Raw genomic sequence first — 18,546 nt, 5'->3', positions numbered from 1 at the left:
AAAATCACTACGAAATCACAATAAAAGATTACACTCCACATTTAGGGTATGGACTTCAATCCCTGAATATAAATTTCAATGCCTGCGGACAATGGATGCAGCTCCTCTCATACTTTATGATTTGTTCAGGAATTAAGGGGTGCTTACAAGCATTCCCGTAGTATATGAAAAAGGCAAAACACTTCGAAAGAGTGTGACGCAAAGCCTCCGGTCTACGTCTAAGGATAAGATAGCGGGGTTACCGAACACTGTGCAGTGACGTTGGATTGCTTCCCCCGGCACGCCGGCATTGCTGACAGTCAGTTCACTTTTTTATTACGTAATTGCGATTACTTAATGAGGATTGAACAATGATGATATTAGTTGGTGGCGAAAAAGGTGGTAGTGGAAAAAGCTGTCTGGCCCAGAACATCGCCGTATATTTACGCTGTGAGAAAAAAGCCAGCGTTCTGATGGTGGACTGCGACCCCCAGCGCACCACTTCAGACTGGGCACAAGAGCGCAGCAGCAATGAGGAGTTGCCGTCAATTACCTGTATCCAACTCTACGGTAAAATTCGCAACGAACTGTTAAGTTTGAAAGCTCGCTACGATTATGTGGTTATCGATTGTGGCGGCCAGGACAATCTGGCGCTGCGCTCTTCAATGGCTGTGGCCGACCATATTTTAATTCCGCTACGTCCGAAACGCCGCGACCTGAAAACCGTTCCCCATATGGAAGACATATTGTCGACGTGTAAAATGGTCAACCCACGAATGAATGCCGCTTTTGTTATTACTCAGTGTCCCTCTTTGCCCTCGCTGGCTTCGCGGATCCTGGAAGCCAAGGAAGTGTGTCGTTCGTTTGAAGTCCCTGTTTTAAACTCCGTGACCTTTAGCCGCAACATGTATGACGACTCGGAAGAGTCAGGCCGCTCGGTGCTGGAAAGTGAAGCCGATGGTAAAGCTGCGGTCGAAATACGCAGCATCATTGAAGAGTTACTGGCCCGAGGTAAAGGGGAACAAAATGAGTCTGATAAACCTTTCTCGCTCTACGCCGCCAGTTAGGCGTACAGCCAGTAAAAATGTCAGTGCGGAGGAGTTTATCCAGGACGCACTGCAATATGCCAGTGGTGTGGTCGTGCCCATTTCTGCCGCCGCAGAAAAGCAAATCAGTGAACCTCACCATGAGCCAATGCGCAGAGCAACGTTTACGCTGACCCAGGAATGCATTGAACAGCTGCAGCAGTTATCAGCACAAAGCGGTATTGCCAAATCAAAATTGATCAGGCTTTGGATTAAGCGACACGCCAATCTCGATTTTGATTAAGTGTAAGAAAACACACTCACGCTATTGATTATTTTTTAAACGAACCTCAGAATAACAACATAACAAAAGAGTGTACTTTAGTATAAATACGACATGACAGCGCAGTAATGGAGTCGCGCGTCTTACGTCACAGGGCGGTGTAGAAAGTAATGATGTTAAACCGTGTTGGCCTGTTGGTGACTTTACTGTGCTGTTCTGTACCCGGATTAGCGCACTCAGTGCGTCACGTTTCGATGGATGAACACTCGTTCTATGCCAGCGGCTTTAACGTTGAGAAGCTGGTAAACCAGGGCAACACTCAGGAAGCCGAACGCCAGATACTTAAACAGTTAGAATTATCCCAGTCAGAACAAGATGAGCGGGCTGCGGCAAACGGCTCCCATGCCATCGGCCATATTTCACTGATCAAAAATAATTATCCGCTGGCCCTGAGGCAGTTCCAGAGTTCGCTCGACTTTTTTAAAGCGGCCAGAGAGCCCCTCGGTATGGCCGGCTTGTACACTGATATTGGCAGAACTTACCGAATGATGGGACTTTATCAGTCCGCTTTAGGTTATTTTAATCTCGCCAAAGATATCTATCATCAGCAAGGCCGTTATGATGGTATCGCTCTGCAACAGCTGGAAGTGGGTATTTCATTGCGACAGCTGGGCCAGTTTGAGAGTGCACTGAGTCAGTTGGAACGCGCATTGCCATTGTTACGTCAGGAGAACAATAACCAGGCCACGGCCTCCACATTGATGCAGATTGCCCGGGTATACAGTGAAATTGCTCAAAATGACGAAGCCATGCTGTATTTGCAGGAAGCAGCGGTTCTCATTGACACACTGCAAATCAAAACACTGCAGGCAGAACTGGATTATCATCTTGGTCAGGTCAATATCCAGATGGGCCATTATGCGAATGCCCGTCGCCACCTCGAACAAAGCAGAGCACAATTCACCCAGTTAGAAGCACAGTGCGATGTCACCAAAATTGACACCAGTCTGGGCAACATTCTGATATACCAAAACCAGTCTGAAGCCGGTATTACTCTGTTGGAGTCAAAGCTACAACAAGCCACCTCGTATAATTGTACAACCCTGCTTACTGATTTGCATTTAACCTTGGCTCAGGCTTATCTTGGCAACGATCAAAAGGCATTAAAACGCCATCTTGAACAGGGTCTTCAACAAGCTATTGAACGGGGTGAATTACTCACTCAGGCGCGGTTTGAGGCGGTTAAAATGCAGATGCATGAGCAGTCCGGTGATTATCAGTCTGCCTTAGGTGCGCTTAAACGCCAGCAACAGCTGGAAAAGCAAAGCCTCGAGCAGCGCCGCTCGCTGGCACTGCTATACCTGCAATCACAACTTGATGTGGAACGTCAGGCTCAGTCACTGGAACTACTCAATAAAAACCAGGCCATTCAGCTCGCCAAAGCTGAACAACAGGAACTGGAAGTGCGTATGCTTTATGCATCGTTGTTTGCGGTGACCTTACTGGTATTTTTAATCTGGAGTCGGTTTAACCACAGTCAACGCTCACGCTTTTTAAAACGTGAAGTGCGTCGTCGTACTCAGGAACTGGAGTCTAAGAATGCCGAACTGGAAAACGCCTACATTGCCCTTGAAAGGGCCAGTCTTATGGATCCACTTACTGGTTTGTACAACCGACAATACCTGAATAACCAGTTACCACAGGAAATTAATCGCGCCCAGCAAGCTTATCTGTTGTCCCACGAGACTAACCTTGAAAACAGCCCCTCAGATATGCTTTGTTTTCTGTTGGATATCGATAACTTTAAACGGATTAATGACACCTACGGTCATATGGCAGGTGACAGGATTCTGACCGAGCTGGCCAAGGTAATGCGTTCTGTGTTCCGTCCTTCTGACATGTTGATCCGCTGGGGAGGCGAAGAATTCCTCGCGGTATGTCGCAATACTAACCGGCTTGAGGCCGTTGCTCTGGCTGACAGACTGCGTAACGGAATTCACGAACATGACTTCCAGATAAGCACTCAGCACAGTCTTCACATTACCTGTTCGATTGGTTTTTGCGTGCTGCCGCTCTACCCCAGCGAACCCGCGCTGCTGGACTGGGACAGCTATTTCGGCCTGCTGGATGAATGCCTGTACGCCGCAAAACGTTCGGGTAAAGACTGTTGGATAGGATTAGTCGGCGGGAAATCCGCCTCGGGAGAGCGAAACGCCACCCAGCTTGAAGAAAAGTTTGAGTTGCCGCCAACCCGGATACAAACTTCGCTCAACCACCTGTCTTCGATCAACTGGGCCGAGCAAAGCAGCCAGTCATAGGACAGGTGCCCCCTGCCTGACCGGCGTAGCTGTAACTACACGCCGGTTTTCAGATCTTCAAGATGATACTTGTCGATTAATGAATATAACGTAGGGCGGGTTACGCCCAGCAGTTCCGCCGTTTTTGACATATTCTTATCAGCGCGTTGATAAGCCTTACGAATCGCTTTGCTTTCCGCCTGCTCTCGTACTTCGCGCAGATTCAGGATCTCGCTTTCAAAATCTTCAGAAGGCTCCAGTAACCCCAGATCATCGGCCTGAATTACCGTCCCCTCGGCCATAATTACCGCCGACTTCAATTTATTCTGTAGCTCGCGAATGTTCCCCGGCCATCGATGGGCCAGCATTGCTCTCATGGCACCATCACTGAAACTTTTGGCTTTAGCGTTAAACTCTTCCCGGTATTGATTAAGGAAGGTACGCGCCAGCAGTACGATATCCTGCTCACGATCGCGCAGTGGCGGGATATTAATCGGGATCTCACCGATACGATAAAATAAATCCTCACGGAAGGTCTCTTCACCTACCATGGTTTGAATATCTCTGTGAGTGGCACAAATCACCCGAATATCGACCGGAATTTCGTTTCTGCCCCCCACCCGTTCAATCACTCGCTCCTGCAGGAAGCGCAGCATTTTAGCCTGTAAACCAATGGGCATATCACCGATTTCATCCAGAAACAGGGTGCCGCCCTGAGCCGTTTCAATTTTACCAATGGTGGTTTTATTGGCGCCGGTAAAGGCCCCTTTTTCATAACCGAAGAGTTCACTCTCGAGCAGATTTTCCGGAATTGATGCACAGTTAATGGCAATAAACGGCTTGTCTTTACGCGGGCTGTGTTCATGGATAGTCCGGGCGAAGACTTCTTTACCCGTACCACTTTCGCCTAACAACAGGGTACTGATATCTGTTCCGGCAATCTTCTCAGCCTTGCGCATCACAGTCTGGATGGCATCACTGTTACCAATAATACGGCCCATTGCCGGTCGGGTTTTAGCCAGAATACGGTTTTCATCTTCCAGCTTCGCCAGATTCAAGGCACGGTTGATAAGCAGCTTAATGGTATCAGAGTCGATCGGTTTCTGATAAAAATCGTAAGCACCAAAGTCGATGGCTTTGAGCGCGTTATCTTTGTCGTTGTTACCGGTCACCACAATTACTTTGGTATTGGGTGCCAGTGCCAGAATTTCTTCCAGGGTTTTCAGGCCTTCTGAAGCATTCGCCGGATCGGGAGGTAACCCCAGGTCCAGAGTGACGACTTTGGGTTCAAACCGACGTAACTGCGCAATTGCAGAGGAACGATCGTCGGCGAAAACCACATTAAAATCGGTCAAACTCCATTTTAACTGCTTCTGAATACCTAAATCGTCATCAACTACCAGGATGGTGTCACTCATACTCTATTTCCGTTTTCTTCTGCTCGATAGTGGCATAATTACTGGACGGGAAAGCCCAACGTAAAGCAAGTGCCTACATCTGGCTGACTTTGCACCTGTAAATATCCGCCTATCGATTCCATATAGGTTTTTGCATCATATGCTCCGATGCCCATCCCAGCGTTACCTTTAGTGGTATCAAATGGTTTGAACAAGCGATGCTTGATAAATTCTTCATCCATGCCTGTGCCATTGTCCTCAATAAACACAAGCTGATGTTGACGTTCAGCATCCAGCACCAGGGTCACTTCAATTTCACCGTCATCAGCACAGGCCTGCTGGGCGTTGCTCATCAGATGATACATCACATTAGCAAACTTATCCTGATCTACCACTACTTCAGTTTCTTCTTTTACCACAACCTGCGGCAGCGGTAGCAAAGACTGACAGCGTTTATCAACGACCTGTTTAATCAACAATGATAAGGTATGTGTGGCGTCGGCGCCTCTTTCTTCTACCTGTTTTTCTGTTAGCTGACGCAGCATCCGGTCCATACGTGCTTTGGTATGATGCAGGGTTTCGAAGGTATCTTCAATAAATTCAGGGTTACCTTTGTGCTGTTCGGCATTACACAGGATAAGATCTATCTGTGCCAGTACATTCTTCAAATCGTGTAAAACGAATGCCGCCATCCGGTTAAACGCAGCAAACTGCGCATTTTCTGCTAACGATTGTGCCGCTTCGTGTAAATAAATGAAATTAGCAATTTGGTTTGTTACGGCGTTTAAATAATCCCTGACTTCCCAGTTAAGCGACACCTTGGGTCTATCCACTGCGCACACCAGTGCCAGCCCCCACATATTGTCCTGACGGATAAACGGGATAACCAATTGTAAATGCGTGTTTCCGACCACCTCATTAGACAGATTAAGCCCTTCGTACACATAAGGTTTGGTTCGGTATTCATCGAGATCGATAAGCCACCCGGTTTTTTCGCAATAATCCCATAATGGTTTCAGCGTGCCTTCCACTTCAGACAACGGCATAAAGTGGTGGCTACTGACCACATGAAAACCGGGGCCCTGCTTTTTAACCAGTGCACCGCTGTCGTAATTGATAGCTCCCATCACTCCTTCAAGGGCCACCTGATAAACACTGGGCAATGACTGGTCGTTTTGAGACAACACGTTAGTTAATTTAACCCACTCTTCCCGGTAGTCAAATTGGTTAGCAAAAAAGTGTTTGGTAATAAACACTTTAATGCGGGTGCGAAAAGAATTCGACAAAAACAACGTGGCCAGAAGTACCAGCGACAGCGCAATCAGTATGATCTGCACTGTTGAGCCCCAGGTCCAGCCCAGATAGCTGATCACATAGCCCATGGCCGCCATGATGAACAGATACACCCCAGCCACCAGCAACAAGGAACTGTGTAATACCACTTCACGGGAAATAAATATATTTACCCCCCAGTGCTTAATACGCCGCGTAGCAATCACCAGAAACGGTAGCATCAGCAGGTAAATATAACCGCGGGCGGCAATGAAGCCAGGTTCGACACTGGCAATCATGGTGGCGTTAGCATAAGACACAAATTCGAACAGGTTTGTGGCGCCCAGATACAACGCCAGCGGCTTGTACGCCCATTGATCCTGCCCAACCTGTCGATACAGAACTTCAAGCAGAATTAACACTTCAAGCGCAATAAGGGTTTGCATAAGGAAGTGCCAGGTAATATCGACCTGAATAAACCAGGGGCTCAAAAACGCCACCGCAGGCACTAACAGGGCAAATAAGGTGGCTGGCTGACGCAGCACCTGCCAGATATTAGCAAAGTCATTTTTCAGACAGCTGGCAATAAACAGCAGCCAGATCCCCTGCTTAATCGTATCCGCCTGGAGTAAGTGGAAAACGCTCAGAGGACCGCTTAAAAACGAGACAAAGCTCAGTGACCACAGCAGGGTTACCAGCGTCGCGAGACTCAGCATATACTTGGCCAGCCCCGGTTTACGCACGGTAAACAGCAATAACAACAAGACCAGGTAACCAATACTATTCAGGCCGTAGCCGATATCTGCAATCATTTGTTGTCCTACTGTTACACCGAGGCAGTTGTGGTGGGCTGCAGTATTTGTCGTACACTGCCAGAGAGCGGAAGATTAACCCCCTCTATTTATTGGTTATTTTCTATCACAATCTGCCTCTGGCTTCCAGCTACCTTTTGCGGACGACCAGGCTGCCAATCGAGTATCCCGCCCCGAAGGAACAAATCACCCCGACATCCTGACGGGCCAGATTCTGATGATGTAAGGCAAACGCGATAATCGAGCCGGCTGAAGCCGTGTTAGCATACTCATCCAGCACAATCGGCGCTTCTTCACGGTTAGCATCCCGGCCTAACAACTTTTTGCAAATCAGCGTATTCATATTGATGTTGGCCTGATGCAACCACCAGCGACTTACGTTTTCCGAGGTCAGCCCATGCAGCGCAAGGTGATTGGCGATATGCTCTGCCGCCATGGGGCACACTTCTTTAAATACGCGACGACCGGCCTGATGAAAGAGTTTATCAGGCCCAAACGGATCCACATCATTGGCCCGGCTCATGTAACCAAAGTTAGAGCGGATGTTATTTGAATAAACGGTTTTCGCCTGCGTACTGAGAATATCAAAAGCGGTATCAGTGCTAACCGTTTCGGCCGTTTCAAGAATGGTTGCCGTGGCCACGTCACCAAAAATAAAATGGCTGTCACGATCGGTGTAGTTGACCTGGGGGGATACCAGTTCAGGATTAATCACCAGCACACATTTAGCATTGCCCGACGCTATCATTTCCCAGGCTCTGTGCATGCCAAAGGTCGCCGCGGAACAGGCTACCAGCATGTCAAAACCAAACCCGTCGATACCCAGTTCGTGCTGCACTTCAATGGCAATGGCCGGATAGGAGCGCTGGGTATAAGCGCAGGCCACTATCACCGCGTCAATGTCAGCAGCTGTCTTGTTGGCATCTGCCATCGCCAGCTTCGCCGCCTCTATGGCAATTTCCGCCTGATTGGATAACTCCCCTTCGCCGCGCTCAGGGATCTCCGGGCGCATACGTGCAATATCCAGCGCGCCTTCCTTACGGTAAATGTAGCGGCTTTTAATCCCCGAGGCTTTCTCGATAAATTCGGCACTGGAGAAAGGCTTAGCGGTAAGTTCACCGGCTTCAATCTGCGCCTGATGTGTTTGATTGTAGGCCTCAGCCCAGGCGTTGTAGCTCTCCACCAGTTCCTGATTGGTAATTTTGTAGGGCGGCGTCCACAAGCCAACACCGCTTAGTACGACATTTGCATTCATGTTATCGGTTCTCTTTAGCAAATGGCCTGTCAGCCCCGGCAACGGGCAGTCAAACAGGTCCAATGAGTTTTGTTAAGCTTACCCCTTTGACATGCAAATGTCATTGATCAGCCTGCCATAGCGCTCGGCGTTAGAGCAATACAGCTCTCTACAGGCGGGAACCGGCACCAAGACGCACAAATTCATCAATTAATCTTGCCGCCATTTTGTCCAGCGAGACCACATGATCCGCAGCGCCCATTTCAATAGCGGCCTTAGGCATGCCAAACACCACGCAAGAATCCTTATCCTGGCAAAAGGTGGAAGCCCCAACCTGCTTGAGCTTGTGCATGCCAGCGGCGCCATCTTTCCCCATCCCGGTGAGCAGTGTTGCCACAACATTGGCCCCGGCAGCCGTTACCAGCGACTCAAGCAATTTATCCACGGAGGGCTTATGGCCGGTGACCCGCATGCCGCCATCAAGCAGGATCCGATAGTCTGCACCGCTACGCTCTACAATCATGTGTTTATCACCGGGGGCTAAGTAAGCACAACCCGGTAATAAGCGCTCACCGCCTTTAGCTTCGCGAACCTGCATAGCGCTGGCCGCATCCAGCCGTTTAGCAAACGTCGAGGTGTAACCCGGAGGCATGTGCTGGGTAATCACCGTTGCCGGTGAATTACCCGGCAACCCGCTAAGGACCTGCTTAATTGCCTCGGTACCGCCTGTAGACGCACCAATGGCAAGTATTTTCTCGGTCCCCGAAAACTGCACTCTGGCGGCTGAGGTGACCGGTTGTTGTCGGGGTTTGCGTACGTGGGCTCTGGCCACGGTTTGTATTTTTTCAATGATCATATCACTGTAGTCTTTAATGCCCTGAGCAACGCCCAGCCTCGGTTTAGGAATAAAATCGATAGCGCCCAGTTCCAGTGAACGCAAGGTCGCTTCAGCCCCTTCCTGGGTTAAGGTTGATATCATCAGTACCGGCGTTGGCCGGGCCTGCATCAGAACCTCCAGAAAGCGCAGGCCATTGACTTTGGGCATTTCAATATCCAGCGTGATAACGTCCGGGGCATGCTCCAACACCATTTTCTTTGCCACATAGGCATCAGGCGCCGCTCCCACCAGTTGCAAACCCGGTGCTAAATCAATTATTTGCGCCAATAGTTGGCGAATTAAGGCAGAATCATCAACAACTAGTACTTTTATTGCCATAACAACCTCTGTTGAACTAGCCCACAACCTGACGTGACAAACAGGAGCGATGCTCCTTTTCACGTTCAATAATGGTGGTGTTGTTTAACCGGCGAATTCGTCTCATCTGTACTTCACCGGTTTGTGGTAAAAAATACACCTTCCTGGCATAGTCCTGATAAAGATCCCGCGACACTATAGGGATCTGGTGTAACGCCATATACTGCTCAATAAAACGGGCGTTCTGGGTGCCCACGTCACAGCTTTCGAACCCGTCCATCACCTTTCCACCGCCAAACACCTTAGCCTCATAGTTTGCCGGTTTTGCTCCCATGCGTTGCAGGGTTTCCAGCAACGTTTGCATGGCTTGCTGACCATACCGGGTAAACGTTTTTGCCGTTTGTTGATCGGCTCTGATCACGGCCGGCAACATAAAGTGATTCATCCCGCCAATACCGCTTACGCGATCCCGTACGCAAGCCGCCACGCAAGACCCAAGCGTAGTAACGATCATGGTTTCACCGCTTGTGACATAGTATTGACCGGGCAATAGCTTTACCGCGGCACGTTGAAAATACGGGTCAAAATAAGCGGTTGGCGCATCGGTAAAGCGTTCCGCGTTATGTGCCATTAGCGGCTTTCACCGGCTGATAAAGCGTTTTGCCAATGGGCCTTACCAGATGTGTTTGATGGTTAAAGTTTTCAGAATGACCGGCCACGTAAAGCCCGTCAGGCTTCAACAGCTGCACCATACGGTTGAGTACTTTAAGCTGGGTTGATTTATCGAAATAGATCATCACATTGCGGCAAAAGATAATGTCGACTGGCTGGCCAAACCCCCAATCCGCTTGCTGTAGATTAATTTGTCTGAAAGTCACCATATCGCGGAGCTCCCTGACTACCCGCACCTTGTCAGACTGGCTGCCGCGACCTCGCTGAAAAAACGATTTACGTCGCTGTGGCGGAATTTGCTCGATGTTCCTGCTGGGATACACGCCCTCGCGAGCCGTGGCCAGTACATTACTGTCGATATCCGATGCAATAATCTTGACCGGCGTTTTGAATGAGCCAAATACCTCAGCGACAACCATGGCAATAGAGTACGGCTCCTCTCCTGTACTGCTCGCTGCGCACCAGATAGTGGTGGTTTGCGGGTGTTGCTGCAGGTACCCGGCCAGCGCATCAAAGTGATGCGGCTCCCGAAAGAATGAGGTCAGATTAGTGGTCAGTGCATTAACGAACTGTTCCTGTTCGGCATTTGAGCCATCCACGAAATCCAGATACTCGGCAAAACTAGACAGCCCCAGAGCGCGAATGCGTCTTGCCAGGCGGCTATACACCAAACCGTCCTTGGCGTCGGTCAGCCTGATACCCGCTTTCTGCATCAGGCTGGCGCGAACTTTGTCAAAGTCCGCGCGCTGGAACACGAACTCACGCTCTTGTTGTAAAGCTACCGCGTCCATCTTTAGAACGACTCCCACTCATCTTCTGCCGACACCGCAGGCTTTAACAGTGCCCCGGAAAGGCTTTGCCCGTTGAACCCGCTGCCATTAAGCTTTCTGGCCACCGGCGGTACATTCAGCGTTTTAGGTGCCGACGGAGCGGCAATGCCCACGGGTGTGCTTGCCGCGGTATCCAGTTTAAAGCTCGAGACGCGGTCAGAGAGCTGGCTGGCCTGTTGGCGTAAGCTGTCTGCCGCTGCGGCAGCCTCTTCCACCAACGCGGCATTTTGCTGTGTCATTTCATCCATTTGCACCACGGCTTTGCTCACCTCGTCGATCCCAGAGGCTTGCTGAACAGACGCCGCAGCAATTTCTGACATGATGTCATTCACCCGTTTAATCGAATTGACCACATCGTTCATGGTTTCACCTGAACGGTTAACCAGTTCATTGCCGGTGGTAATTTTGCTTACCGAGTCGGAAATCAGCTCTTTAATATCCTTAGCTGCTTCCGCCGAACGCTGCGCCAGCGTTCTAACTTCGCTTGCCACCACAGCAAAGCCCCTGCCTTGCTCCCCTGCACGGGCAGCCTCCACCGCCGCATTCAGGGCAAGAATGTTGGTTTGAAAAGCAATTCCGTCAATCACACCGATGATGTCAGAAATTTCCTGGGCAGATTCATTAATCGACGACATTGTGCTGACAACCTGACGAATCATGTCGCCCCCCTGGGCCGCTACGTCACAGGCCTGGGCAGCCAGCCCATTGGCTTGCTCTGCATTCTCGGCGTTCAACTTCACCGTACCGTTGAGCTCTTCCATACTTGATGATGTCTCTTCCAGACTCGATGCCTGTTGTTCGGTACGAGACGATAAGTCTGCATTACCGGAGGCAATTTCAGAAGATGCTGTGTTGATGGTTTCTACTGCGGTATTAATTTCACCGATAGTTGAACGCATGTTGAAGATAAACTGATTAATCGCTTCACCCAGCACTTTAAAGTCACCTTCAAACTCGTGCTCAATGCTGCAGGTTAAATCACCGGCGGCTAGCTGAGTCATGACGTTTCTGATGTCCATGATGGTGGTTCGCATGTCTTTAATGAACTGGTCAGTGGCAATACCCAGATCTTTGAAGTCGCCTTCAAACTCCTGTTCAATGCGGCAGTTCAAATCCCCCTTCGACAACGAATGCATGATGTGCTTCATTTCGTTTACTGCTTTGGTCCGGGCTGTTACATCAGTGGCAAACTTGACCACGCGAAATGGCTTGCCGTTTTGGTCCATGATGGGGTTATAAGTAGCCTGGATAAAGATTTCACGCCCATCCTTTGCGATCCGCTTAAACTCACCAGAGGCGTAGATGCCCTTATTCAGCTTGTCCCAGAATGCCGCGTACTCTGCGCTGTTTTTATACTCTTTTTCCACAAACAGGCCGTGATGTTTACCTTTGATTTCATCCAGGCTGTAGCCGAGCGTATTGCAGAAGTTTTCATTGGCACTGAGAATAACGCCATCCAGATCAAACTCGATGACTGCCTGGGATTTACCGATGGCATCCAGCTGACCTTCGAAATAGGCATTTTTCTGCTTTTCTGCAGTGATATTCGTGGCATATTTCACCACTTTGAAGACTTTGCCGTTCATATCAAAAATCGGGTTGTAAGAAGCCTGAATCCAGATTTCTTCGTCGCTTTTACTGATGCGTTTAAATTCTCCCGCAAAAAATTTACCGTTTTTCAGATCATTCCAGAACGATTTATACGCTGAACTGTTTTGCTCTTTGGTCTCAACGAACAAACGATGATGCTGCCCCTTGATTTCTTCCAGCGTGTAACCCACGGTATTGAGGAAGTTTTCATTGGCGGTCAGAATGGTGCCGTCCGGCGTGAACTCGATGGTAGCCTGCGACTTACCGATGGCTTCCAACTGACCGGAATAATCAGCGTTGCGAAGTTTAGTCTCCGTAATGTCGGTAGCATATTTAACGACTTTGAAGGGTTTACCGGTCAAATCCATGATCGGGTTATAGCTGGCCTGGATCCAGATTTCCTTCCCTTCTTTACCAAAGCGCTGATACTCCCCAACAAAAAACTGACCGGCTTTTAGCTTCTGCCAGAAGCTGGCATATTCCGGACTGGCGGCATGGGCACTGCTGACAAATTTACTGTGGTGCTGACCTTTGATTTCATCGAGGCTATAACCAACAGTGGCCAGAAAGTTCTCGTTTGCGTTTAAAATAGTCCCCTGAAGATCAAACTCGATGACCGCCTGAGATTTACTGATGGCATCAATCTGGCCGCAGAGGTCGGCATCGCGTGTTTTAGTCGCTGTGATATCGGTTGCAAACTTGATCACTTTGACCACTTTTCCAGCTTGATCCAGTACCGGATTGTAACTGGCCTGGATCCACACTGCCTCGCCGTGCTTATCGTAGCGGCAGAATTCACCGCTATGATAATCACCACTGCGTAAAACTTGCCAGAACGCTTTGTACTCAGCACTGCGTGCGTAGGCGGTATCAACAAACAAGCTGTGATGCTGACCTTTGATTTCGTCCAGACGATAACCCATGGCGTTCAGGAATAACTCATTGGCATTTTCAATGATGCCGTCTGAATTAAACTCGATCACCGCCTGCGAACGCTCCATGGCGGCGATCTTCCCAAAAGCCAGTTGATGCTCCTGTTCGTCAAACCATTCCAGTACATAACTTTCTATCTGGCCATTAGGGCCTTGCACCGCAGTGACGTTAAGATCCAGCGTGCATTCACCAATAGTGACTGATTGTTTCTGACCGGCGTTAAGTAAGCGACTGCTTAAATCTGACTTGATCACACTACAGTGCTGACCAGTGAGCATTTCTGCCTGCCACTGAGCAGAATTCGTTTGTAGCTCGGCCTGACGAAGCCTGAACAAGTTACGCAGTGCCGGGTTAGTATAAGTAATAATGCCATCGTGATTGAGCACCATCAGACTTGAAGAACTGGCATCCAGCGCCTTATTTTGAACCAGTGCTTGTTGCTGTGCTTTTTTCAGGGCTTCCTGATTGAAAATGTTTAATACACCCATGATTTTACTCCACCATTTTGTCTTGCTGCGTGCCGACCTACCTTGGGCCTTCACGCAAAATTCTGTAATTAAAAACCTTGCCAGTTAGCACCGAACTTAACCGGCCAGTGACATACTCTGACTGTTATCCACCAGCGCTAATGCATCGCTGGTGATCAGTTTTTCGATATTGACCAGGATGACCATGGTGTCATCCACCTCAGACAAACCGTGTAAATACTGACTGTCGAACGCCACACCAAACTCAGGCGGCGGTAATATCTGTTCGTCGGTAAGTCGCACTACATCCGACACCCCATCGACTACGACGCCGACAATCCGCTCATGGACATGGAGCATGATCACAATGGTGAATTGGTTGTAAGTAGCCTCGCCTACATTGAATTTCAGACGTAAATCGACAATCGGTACAATGTCGCCCCGCAGGTTTAATACCCCTTTAATAAAGGCCGGCGCATTGGCGATTTTGGTCGCTGCCTCATAGCCGCGGATTTCTTTGACCGTCGTGATATCCAGGGCATAATGCTCCTTGCCCAGTACAAAACTCAGAAATTCCTTTTCATTGGATGCCACGGGTGATTGCTGTAAGGTTGAATCGCTCATGCACACACCTCATGTTTAATGTTTAACTGGCAGGACTGAGCCATGGAATCAACGTCGATAATCAACGCTACTTTGCCATCGCCCATAATGGTTGCACCGGCCACGCCAGCGACCTTTTTGTAATGCTTTTCAAGACTTTTAATAACGACCTGTTGCTGTCCCATGAGTGCATCAACCTGCACACCAAAACGGTGTTTACCGCTCTCTAACAGCACAATAATGCTTTCGGTAGGCGCCAGAATTGCGTCGTCTACCTGCATCATCTGATGCAGTGGTACCAGCGGCCAGTATTCATCCCGGATCCACAGCACGCTGTCGTTGCCAATGGTCTGTATTTGCTCTGCTTTGGGTTGGAAAGACTCAATGATATTAAGCAATGGCATCACGAAGATTTGCTCACCTACGGTGACGCACATACCATCCACTATCGCCAGGGTGAGTGGCAGATGAATGCTGAACGATGAGCCCTGGCCCAGAGTTGATTCGATTTCAATGCGCCCGCCGATAGACTCAATGTTACGACGCACCACATCCATCCCCACACCGCGACCAGACACGTCGGTCACTTCTGCCGCGGTGGAAAAGCCCGGTTGGAAAATAAGTTGCCAGACTTCGCTGTCAGGCATGTCCAGAGATACCGGCAACCCGTTTTGCACGGCTTTATCCATAATGCGTTCACGGTCTAATCCAGCGCCATCATCACTGATGCTGATAATAATACTGCTACCTTTTTGCTGCGCACTGAGGACAACCGTTCCGGACTCAGGCTTTCCCGCCTCAGTGCGGATGTGTGGCGACTCAATACCGTGGTCAATACTGTTGCGTACCAGATGTGTTAGCGGATCCACCAGCTTCTCAATCAGGCTTTTATCTATTTCTGTGCCGCCGCCCTCAATTACCAGCCTGACCTGCTTACCGAGTTTTTGTGACAAGTCGCGAACTACCCGTGGGAAACGGTTAAATGTCATATTGACCGGTAACATCCGCATCGACATGACCGACTCCTGGATTTCCCGGGTATTACGCTGTAATTCGTCGATGGCTGCCTGCAGCATTTCCCCTGATTGCCCTTCAATATCACGGCCAATCATGGACAACATCGACTGCGTGATCACCAGCTCGCCAACCAGGTTGACCATGCCATCAATTTTGGCGGTATCTACGCGAATTGAGCCGGACTCTTTGCTTTGACTGCTATTCGTTTTAGTGGCAGCGGGCTTTTTCGCAGCACTTTTGATGGGCGTAACATTTACCGCGGGGGCTACTGGCGGTTCAGGCAGGTCTTCGAAAAAGCCAAATGCCTCTTCCTCTTTTTCTTCCTTTACTGCCACTGGCGCGGGTATCTCATCAAAAAAACCGAAGCCGTCATCTTCTGCAACCCCATCGCTCGCTGTCTCCGGCACGGCGTCCTGCGATTCCGAGCCAAAGGCCAGATCGCCAAATAAGTCGTCGGTGTCGCTGTTATTAATGCCCGCCTCGATAACCGCATTCGCGTCAGGCAAGTCATCAAAGAAGCCAAACCCCGCATCTTCCTCACAATCCTCGTCTTCCAACTTGTCAAAGGCCGGGGGGGCAGCATCAAGCGCGCTTAATGTCGCTTCCAACTGACTAATCCCCGCCGCAATTTCTGCTTCTGGCAGCGGCTGCTGCTCGCGATAAGCGTTCAGCGTGGCTTTCAGAATATCAACCGTTTCCAGAAACAAATCGACAATGGCTGAATTAAGTTGAATGGCTTGATTACGGGCTTTATCCAGCAATGTTTCCATGATGTGGGTAAGCCCGGTTAATTGGTCAAAACCAAAGATACCGCTGCCGCCTTTAATGGAATGAGCCGCCCGGAAAATACTGTTGAGCTCCTCCATATCCGGCGCATCCACATCGATGGTCATCAGCAAGTCTTCCATTGCCTGCAAATGTTCTTCACTTTCATCAAAGAACACGCTATGGAACTGTTCGACATCTATAGACATACTCACCTCTGCAACCGCTTCGCCGATTTAGCCCAGTACCCGTTTGAGTACATTAAGTAATACGTCCGGTGAAAATGGCTTTACCATCCAGCCGGTAGCGCCCGCAGCTTTGCCTTTTTGCTTCATGTCATCGCTCGATTCAGTGGTCAGTACCACAATGGGCGTTTTGCTAAACTGCGCCTTACTGCGCAGCGCCCGGATCAATGTTAAGCCATCCATACGCGGCATATTCTGGTCTGTCAGGACAAAATCAAACTGGCCACTACTGCATTTATCAAGCGCGTCCTGACCATCTTGCGCCAGGGTCACATTAAACTGCGCCGCCCGGAGTGTGGCCTCCACCATCTGACGAATGGAGACAGAATCATCGACAACTAGGATATTTTTGCTCATGGGATGTCCTCTGCTTAACACGACTTAGTTAAAATAATTCCACGTCACCGGCGTCCATCGATGACGCCGAGACAGGGTTATGGTCCAGTTGGCCTCTGGCGACCAGCTGCCCCTGATAATCTTCAATTTGTGCTTCAATGTGCGCCATATCCTGAGTGTCCAGTTGATCTTTCACCATCGAGAGAATGCCACTGGTGTGGGTCAGGTTTTGCCCGTTAATATCCCCAAACTGCATGCCACGAATAGCATCGCCAATAGTGGCTGAAAACTGACTGTTCAGACTTTCCAGTTGTTCGGTAACCGACATATCGTTCCGGGCTTTCTCAGCAATACTCAGCAGTTGCGCTTTAATGTGATCTTTCTTGCAAGTCACATTGCTTACATCCATGTCCGCCACAAAGCGCGCTTCCTTTTCGAGTTTGACGATAAGGTCAGCGATCATGCTCATTTGCTGGGTAATCACACCGCTGAATTCAGTTGAGCGGGTAGACAACTTACGAACCTCGTCGGCAACGACTGCGAAACCACGTCCTGCTTCGCCTGCCCGGGCAGCCTCAATGGCTGCATTGAGTGCCAGCAGATTGGTTTGCGATGAAATAGAATCAATATCACTGAGTGCTTTTTGCACTGTAGGCATGGCTTCGCAGATAGTGTTGACCTGCGTCATTAACGACTGGGTTGATTGACTGATTTGCTCACTGGTATCGATAAACGACATCAGGGTCTGGTCGGTCTCTTCAACAAATTGCTGCAACTGCACGGCATACACTTTTTCACCGTCGGTGTCGGATTTAAGCAGGGCATAAGTGAGCTGGTTTTGCTCTTCTACCAGGGCACGCAATGTACCAAAGGCGGCAGACAGCGTTTCTACTGCATCATCCTGCGTAGATTTGACCCGCTGAATGTTTAGCTCACACTCAGCCAGCAACGTGTAAAGTGAACTGTTGATTCGTTGCATCCGCTCAGGTACCTGAGTAACGGGCTCCTGAGGGTTGCGCTCAGTCGCCAGAGCAAGTTCGAGGTCGTTAAGGGCCTGTTGATCGCGGGCGGTTCTGGCCACGGACGCCATTACGGCCAGCGATAAAATAGTCAGAGAAAGCGCCGTTTGTTGCGTATACGCAGTTAACCAGGAAGTTAAAAGTACAATAAATGATAACCAAAACCAGCCTCCTCTGAAACTGAGTGGATGCTTTAACGAACTGACTAACTCTGCCATAACTACCTTACCTTCTCCCACCAAACCGAATTTAAGTAGCGATTAGCGGGCTTTTTGTTTTAAGTCTGGATGCATTCGGCATCTACCTGTTCCGACGCACCCATAAATAGCTTTTGTACATTTTAGAGCCTTTATGATTTTAATGACATTTGCGACAAAACGGATATTAATGATAGTCCTGCCGCTTAGCAAGGACGATTTTTAACCAGATGAGGACAGTTTCGGAGGTTTAAATTAAAAGGCACTCTAAATCAGCAGCTTATTAAATCTGCAAACACGGCTATTTAGACTAAAGAATAACGGTGAAAAAGCGCTGGGTATAACAGTTGTCGGGCAATGGATAGGGACAAATGTTAT

14 protein-coding genes and 1 riboswitch are annotated in these 18,546 nt (G+C 49.3%); of the genes, 3 read left to right on the top strand and 11 right to left on the bottom strand.

Annotation, left to right across the window (positions count from 1 at the left end):
* The first annotated feature begins 162 nt into the window (after positions 1-162).
* A riboswitch (cyclic di-GMP riboswitch) is annotated at positions 163-246 on the top strand.
* 104 nt (positions 247-350) lie between these two features.
* From AC27IB_RS01670 to AC27IB_RS01660, 3 genes are all read left to right on the top strand, one after another.
* Positions 351-1,046 (top strand): AAA family ATPase, encoded by a 696-nt coding sequence (locus tag AC27IB_RS01670; protein ID WP_487118491.1) that lies wholly within the window; start codon positions 351-353, stop codon positions 1,044-1,046.
* Positions 1,006-1,308 carry a replication protein RepA gene (locus AC27IB_RS01665; RefSeq protein ID WP_487118489.1) on the top strand — a complete coding sequence of 101 codons (303 nt, stop codon included), beginning with the start codon at positions 1,006-1,008 and terminating at the stop codon, positions 1,306-1,308. Before AC27IB_RS01670 ends, AC27IB_RS01665 begins: the two co-directional genes overlap by 41 nt.
* A 149-nt stretch (positions 1,309-1,457) precedes the next feature.
* Entirely contained in the window at positions 1,458-3,605 is a 2,148-nt protein-coding gene (locus AC27IB_RS01660; RefSeq protein WP_487118487.1) for a tetratricopeptide repeat-containing diguanylate cyclase, read from the top strand.
* Positions 3,606-3,640: 35 nt separating this feature from the next.
* Here the strand turns inward: AC27IB_RS01660 and prsR are convergent, their stop codons facing one another.
* The 11 genes from prsR to AC27IB_RS01605 form a co-directional block, all read right to left on the bottom strand.
* Positions 3,641-5,002, bottom strand: a complete 1,362-nt coding sequence (gene prsR, locus AC27IB_RS01655; RefSeq protein WP_296051248.1) for a PEP-CTERM-box response regulator transcription factor — start codon at positions 5,000-5,002, stop codon at positions 3,641-3,643.
* Positions 5,003-5,040: 38 nt separating this feature from the next.
* Positions 5,041-7,065: an XrtA/PEP-CTERM system histidine kinase PrsK gene (gene prsK / locus AC27IB_RS01650; RefSeq protein ID WP_296051245.1), complete on the bottom strand. Its 2,025-nt coding sequence runs from the start codon at positions 7,063-7,065 to the stop codon at positions 5,041-5,043.
* Positions 7,066-7,195: 130 nt separating this feature from the next.
* Positions 7,196-8,320, bottom strand: a complete 1,125-nt coding sequence (locus AC27IB_RS01645) for a beta-ketoacyl-ACP synthase III (RefSeq protein ID WP_487118484.1) — start codon at positions 8,318-8,320, stop codon at positions 7,196-7,198.
* 148 nt (positions 8,321-8,468) lie between these two features.
* Positions 8,469-9,515, bottom strand: coding sequence for a protein-glutamate methylesterase/protein-glutamine glutaminase (locus AC27IB_RS01640; protein WP_296051239.1), 1,047 nt, complete (start codon positions 9,513-9,515; stop codon positions 8,469-8,471).
* 16 nt (positions 9,516-9,531) lie between these two features.
* The gene (gene cheD / locus AC27IB_RS01635; RefSeq protein ID WP_296051237.1) at positions 9,532-10,125 is read right to left on the bottom strand and encodes a chemoreceptor glutamine deamidase CheD; all 594 of its coding nucleotides are present in this window, start codon (positions 10,123-10,125) and stop codon (positions 9,532-9,534) included.
* The gene (locus AC27IB_RS01630) at positions 10,115-10,957 is read right to left on the bottom strand and encodes a CheR family methyltransferase (RefSeq protein WP_296051235.1); all 843 of its coding nucleotides are present in this window, start codon (positions 10,955-10,957) and stop codon (positions 10,115-10,117) included. The genes cheD and AC27IB_RS01630 overlap by 11 nt, the downstream gene beginning before the upstream one ends.
* Positions 10,958-10,959: 2 nt before the next feature.
* Positions 10,960-13,587 carry a methyl-accepting chemotaxis protein gene (locus tag AC27IB_RS01625; protein WP_487118723.1) on the bottom strand — a complete coding sequence of 876 codons (2,628 nt, stop codon included), beginning with the start codon at positions 13,585-13,587 and terminating at the stop codon, positions 10,960-10,962.
* Between the two features lie 516 nt (positions 13,588-14,103).
* Entirely contained in the window at positions 14,104-14,610 is a 507-nt protein-coding gene (locus AC27IB_RS01620; RefSeq protein WP_296051231.1) for a chemotaxis protein CheW, read from the bottom strand.
* The gene (locus tag AC27IB_RS01615) at positions 14,607-16,580 is read right to left on the bottom strand and encodes a chemotaxis protein CheA (protein ID WP_487118480.1); all 1,974 of its coding nucleotides are present in this window, start codon (positions 16,578-16,580) and stop codon (positions 14,607-14,609) included. Before AC27IB_RS01615 ends, AC27IB_RS01620 begins: the two co-directional genes overlap by 4 nt.
* 27 nt (positions 16,581-16,607) lie before the next feature.
* Complete coding sequence (locus tag AC27IB_RS01610) at positions 16,608-16,973, bottom strand: response regulator (RefSeq protein WP_296051228.1); 366 nt, start codon at positions 16,971-16,973, stop codon at positions 16,608-16,610.
* 28 nt (positions 16,974-17,001) lie between these two features.
* Positions 17,002-18,189: a methyl-accepting chemotaxis protein gene (locus tag AC27IB_RS01605; protein ID WP_487118478.1), complete on the bottom strand. Its 1,188-nt coding sequence runs from the start codon at positions 18,187-18,189 to the stop codon at positions 17,002-17,004.
* Positions 18,190-18,546 lie beyond the last annotated feature (357 nt).

This window comes from Alteromonas sp. 4NH20-0104, assembly GCF_057547795.1.
The sequence above is the reverse complement of the archived record's forward strand: the minus strand, read 5'-3'. Positions and strand labels throughout refer to the sequence as shown.